The organism is Oribacterium sinus (assembly GCF_963553175.1).
GTDB classification, from domain to species: Bacteria; Bacillota; Clostridia; order Lachnospirales; family Lachnospiraceae; genus Oribacterium; species Oribacterium sinus_B.
The window spans coordinates 1-4922 of the sequence record NZ_CAUVME010000068.1; the positions used below are offsets into that span (position 1 = coordinate 1).

4 protein-coding genes are annotated in these 4922 nt (G+C 43.0%); all 4 read right to left on the minus strand.

From position 1 onward, the window contains the following. Positions 1–48: 48 nt before the first annotated feature. Positions 49–2694: an alanine--tRNA ligase gene (gene alaS, locus RYO92_RS10815; protein WP_315370382.1), complete on the minus strand. Its 2646-nt coding sequence runs from the start codon at positions 2692–2694 to the stop codon at positions 49–51. Positions 2695–2819: 125 nt separating this feature from the next. Further along, positions 2820–3734, minus strand: coding sequence for an alpha/beta hydrolase (locus tag RYO92_RS10820; protein WP_315370383.1), 915 nt, complete (start codon positions 3732–3734; stop codon positions 2820–2822). A 25-nt stretch (positions 3735–3759) separates the two neighbouring features. Continuing rightward, a complete protein-coding gene (locus tag RYO92_RS10825) occupies positions 3760–4299 on the minus strand; it encodes a hypothetical protein (RefSeq protein WP_315370384.1) in 540 nt (179 codons plus the stop codon). Positions 4300–4319: 20 nt separating this feature from the next. Further along, a partial coding sequence (locus RYO92_RS10830; RefSeq protein ID WP_315370385.1) for an ABC transporter ATP-binding protein occupies positions 4320–4922 on the minus strand: 603 nt, incomplete at its 5' end.

Consider the following 4922-nt stretch of genomic DNA (forward strand, 5'->3'; position numbering starts at 1 on the left):
CAATGACTTTTTTAGAACTAAAGCTATTTTTTACCCGGAGCTTTTTCCTTAGCCCAGCTGTTTCTTCATGCTCTCCAAAGACTGCTTTAAAGCTTCCTCTAACTTTGCAGTATCCTTTCCACCGGCCTGAGCCATCTGAGGCTTACCGCCTCCCCCACCTCCAAGGATAGGAGCAATCTCTTTAATCAGATTTCCGGCATGGGCACCGAGCTTTACCGCAGCGTCAGCGGCTGTAGCCATAAGAATCGGCTTACCGTCTTCTACAGAGGCCAGAAGGATAAAGGCATTCTTATGTTTATCCTTTAAGCTGTCTCCCAGATTTCGAAGGGCATTTCTGTCCATTCCCGGAATATTGGCGGCAATCAGAGAACAATCCTTGTATTCTACCACTGCCAAATCTTCCACTTCCGCATTGGCCAGCTTCGCCTTTAACTGTTCGCACTGGGAACGGCTTTCCTTTAATTCCTTCTCCAGACTCTCTACCCTGGCCAATAAATGCTCCGGATCTGCCTTTAATTTTCCGCTAAGACTCTTTAACAGCTCCTCCTCATGGTGGAAATAATCAAAGAGGTTCTGAGATGTGATGGCTTCGATTCTTCTGACTCCGGCAGCAACACCCTGCTCGGAAAGAATCTTAAAGGCCTGGATGGAGGAGGAATTCTCTACATGGGTTCCTCCGCAAAGCTCAATGGAGAAATCTCCTACGGAAACCACTCTTACGGTATCACCGTACTTTTCTCCGAATAATGCGGTAGCACCGGATTTTTTAGCTTCTTCAATGGGCATTTCCCGTGTAAGCACCACGTCGCCTCTGGCAATTTCTTCATTGACCAAATTCTCAACCTTCTCAAGTTCTTCTTTGGTTAAGGCTGTAAAATGCGTAAAGTCAAAACGAAGACGCTTATCATCATAGTAAGCTCCCGCCTGTTCTACATGGCTTCCCAAGGTTTCCTTCAGAGCCTTCTGTAAAAGGTGGGTTGCGGTATGGTTTCTGGCGGTTAAAGCACGCTTCTTGGCATCTACCGTTAAAGTTACGGTATCTCCTACGGAAAAACCTCCCTGCTCTACAGTTCCCAGGTGAGCCAGTTTTCCCCCCTGTAAGTGAATCGTTTCTTCTACTGTGAATACGGAAGTTCCGGAACAAATCTTTCCCTGATCTCCCTGCTGTCCACCCATGGTTCCATAGAAGGGACTGCGATCGGTAATTACTGCGGCACGATTTCCCGCCTCAACGGAAGGACGAATTTCATCCTCATCTCCATTGTCCGCAAGGTATACCAATGCAGTAACCTTTCCTTCACATTCCAGAGTATCGTATCCAACAAACTCTGTCTTTAAAGAGGCATCCAGATTTTGGTAAATGTCGTCTCTTCCCATGTAGTTGGTGCTCTTTCTTGCCGCTCTTGCGGTCTCTCTTTGCACCTTCATCGCCTGCTGGAAAGCCTCTTCATCTACGGTAATTCCGCTATCCTCTAAGATTTCCTTGGTTAAATCCAGAGGGAAACCATAGGTGTCGTACAGACGGAAGGCATCTTCTCCGGAAAGAAGCTTCTCTCCCTTTTTCTGTAAGTCTTCCTTTAAGCCCTGTAAAATGGCAAGACCGTTATCAATGGTCTTGTTGAAACGATCCTCTTCCTCGGAAATAACCCGAAGAATCATATCTTTCTTTTCAGAAAGCTCGGGATATCCGTCAGAGGACAAGGCAATAGCCTTTTCGGAAAGCTTGGATAGACTTCCTGCAGGAATTCCTAAAATGCGTCCATGTCTTGCCGCTCTTCTTAACAATCTACGGAAAACGTAGCCTCTTCCCTCATTGGAAGGCATAATACCGTCAGAAGCCATAAAGGTGCAGCTCTTTACATGGTCGGCAATAATACGGAAGGAAACATCCGCAGTCTTGTCCTCCAGATACTTTTTTCCGGAAAGACTTTCAATCTCTGTCATCATGGCCTGGTTGGTATCCACGTCAAACAAAGAGGGAACATCCTGGCAAACTACCGCAAGACGCTCCAGTCCCATTCCGGTATCAATGTTCTTTTGAATAAGGTCGGTGTAATTTCCATGACCGTCATTGTTAAACTGGGAGAATACCACGTTCCAAACCTCTAAGAAACGATCTCCCTCTCCGCCCATTACATCCTCAGGGCCTGTACCGTATTTCTCTCCACGGTCATAGTAAATTTCGGAACAGGGACCGCAGGGACCTACACCATGCTCCCAGAAATTATCCTTCTTTCCAAAGCGATAGATACGATCTGCAGGAATACCGATTTCCTCATTCCATACCTTGAAAGCCTCTTCATCCTCCAAGTAAATACTGGGATAAAGACGATCCTTCTCCAGACCTACTCTCTCTGTCAAAAATTCCCAGGCAAAATGTAAAGCCTCGGACTTGAAATAATCTCCGAAGGAAAAGTTTCCCAGCATCTCGAAGAAAGTACCATGTCTTGCAGTCTTACCGATGTTCTCAATATCACCGGTACGGATACACTTCTGGCAGGTAGCCACTCTTCTCTTTGGCGGGATTTCCTGACCGGTAAAATAAGGCTTTAAAGGTGCCATTCCTGAGTTGATTAACAATAAGCTATTATCATTATGGGGAACCAGGGAAAAGCTTTTCATTACCAAATGTTCCTTCTCCTGAAAATAGGCTAAAAACATTTTTCTTAATTCATTAACACCATATTTCTTCATACAATCTCCCTTTATGCAGTATAGAAATTTCCTTACTGAATTTCTGAATGAGTAAGGTTTTAGCAAAACAAGAAGGCCTGCAATACCTTCTCTACACAATCTTACAAATTATACAGTACTTAGGGCTATGAGGCAAGGGAGGACAAAAAGTCTTTCAGCTTTTCTGTATAGAGGCTTTTGTTTACAAAAACCGATTCCGCATGACCTGCCTTTGGTACCAACAACAAATCTCTCTTCCCCTTGGTAGCTTCATACATTCTTTCACTATTTGCCGGCAAAATGTATTGGTCATCTTCTCCATGGATAAAAAGGATAGGCACCTGATTTTTTGCCAAAGAGTCGATGGGGCGCATGGTGGAAATAGGAATACCGAAATGAAGCTTGGCATATTGGTTCATAACCGGGCCGATAGCTGTTGGAATGTGACTGTATCGCCAGATTTCCTCCAAAACATTTTCGATATCGGAAAAACCGCAGTCAGCTACAGCGAAGGAAACATTTTGTACATCTTTCAATGAGGCAATTGTTGTGGCAGCTCCAAGAGATTCTCCATGCAAGCCAATCTCCGCATTCCTTCCCAGTTTTTCCTGAAAAAAATGTACTATTTCCGCCAAATCCTTTCCTTCCCTCACACTGTAGCTGCAAAAAGTCCTTCTATTTGCTCCATGCCCTCGTAAATCATAAATAATACAATTATAGCCTAAGGAAAGATAGATAGAGGCATACTTTAAACTTCCATATCGAGTATCATAATGACCATGACTTATAATAACATATTTAGAAGAAGGGGTCGGGTTCTTTAAAATTTCTCCATGGAGCACATAAGAATCATAGCTTTTAACAGTAAACTCTTCTTTTTGCAAACCATTATAAAAGGAAGTATCATAATGTTCGCTTTGCCATTCCATAGACTCTTCCAGGCTTTGTCCTTCACCATAGAATATATTTTTGCCAAGCATAGAGACAAAAGCTAAAAATAAAATTAAAATACTGATAAAAATCACAGCAAGGATAGATATATTAATATTTTTAATTATCATAATTTGCTCCTTTTAATGAAAAGGACTAGCCGTCCTGATCTTCAAAAATTTTCTCCAATAAAACAGAACACCTAGCCTTTGTCAGCTGAATATATTTTTTTAAGTAGTCGATATTTTCCTCTACACCGGTTTTCTCCATGCTTAGCTCTTTTTTACTTTCCATGCTTCTTTGACTCAAAAACACACTTTGCTCGGCAAAAAAGTTTTCCCGCTCATTTCCGGTGATATTTCTGCTGTAATAGCTTACCAGACGCTGCATTTCTTTATCGTAGAGTTCTCCGATTTTTTCATATCGTCTTCGCAGAGAGAGATTTTTCTGCCAGCTTTCATCCTCTTCTATCTGATTCAATAGCTGAAATTCATTTTGAAAACGAAGATAGCTGTCGGAATCCGGCTCCTCCTCATCCTCTTCACTGGGAAGCAGAGAAAGGGGCTCTTGAACTTCTTCTTTGCTATTCCTGTTCTCCTCATAGCTTTTTAGAGCATTTTTCCAATGCCTGTGCAGGCCAAAGCTGACAAGACTCAAAAATAGGAAAAGAAGCAATAAGATCTTGAGATAAGCCATAAATTGTTTTCTGGGCATAATTATTCCGATAAATAAGCCGCTCTTACCTGAGGATCGGATAGTAAGTCTCCGGCTTTTCCTTCTAATCGAATGTTTCCGGTTTCCAATACATAAGCTCTGTCTGCAATCATTAAAGCCTTGTTGGCATTTTGTTCTACCAGGAGTACAGTTACCCCTGACTCATGAATCTTTTGAATAATATCAAAGATTTCATTTACGTAAATGGGAGAAAGGCCCATGGATGGTTCATCCAGTAAAATCATCTCCGGCTTGGACATCAGGGCTCTTCCCATGGCCAGCATCTGCTGCTCTCCTCCGGAAAGGGTTCCGGCTACCTGATTTTTTCTTTCCAAAAGACGGGGAAAATGATGATAGATCATATTCAGACTTTCTTCAATTTCCTTTGAGTTCTTTCTGGTGTAGGCACCCAGCATCAGATTTTGATATACCGTAAGACTGGCAAAAACTCTTCTCCCCTCCGGAACATGGGCAAGTCCCTTGGAAACCAGCTTATATCCGGGAAGCTTGCTGACATTTTCCCCTCTATAAATGATTTCTCCCTGGGAATGGGGAATTAAGCCGGTAATCGTTTGCAGGGTACTGGTTTTTCCGGCGCCGTTGGC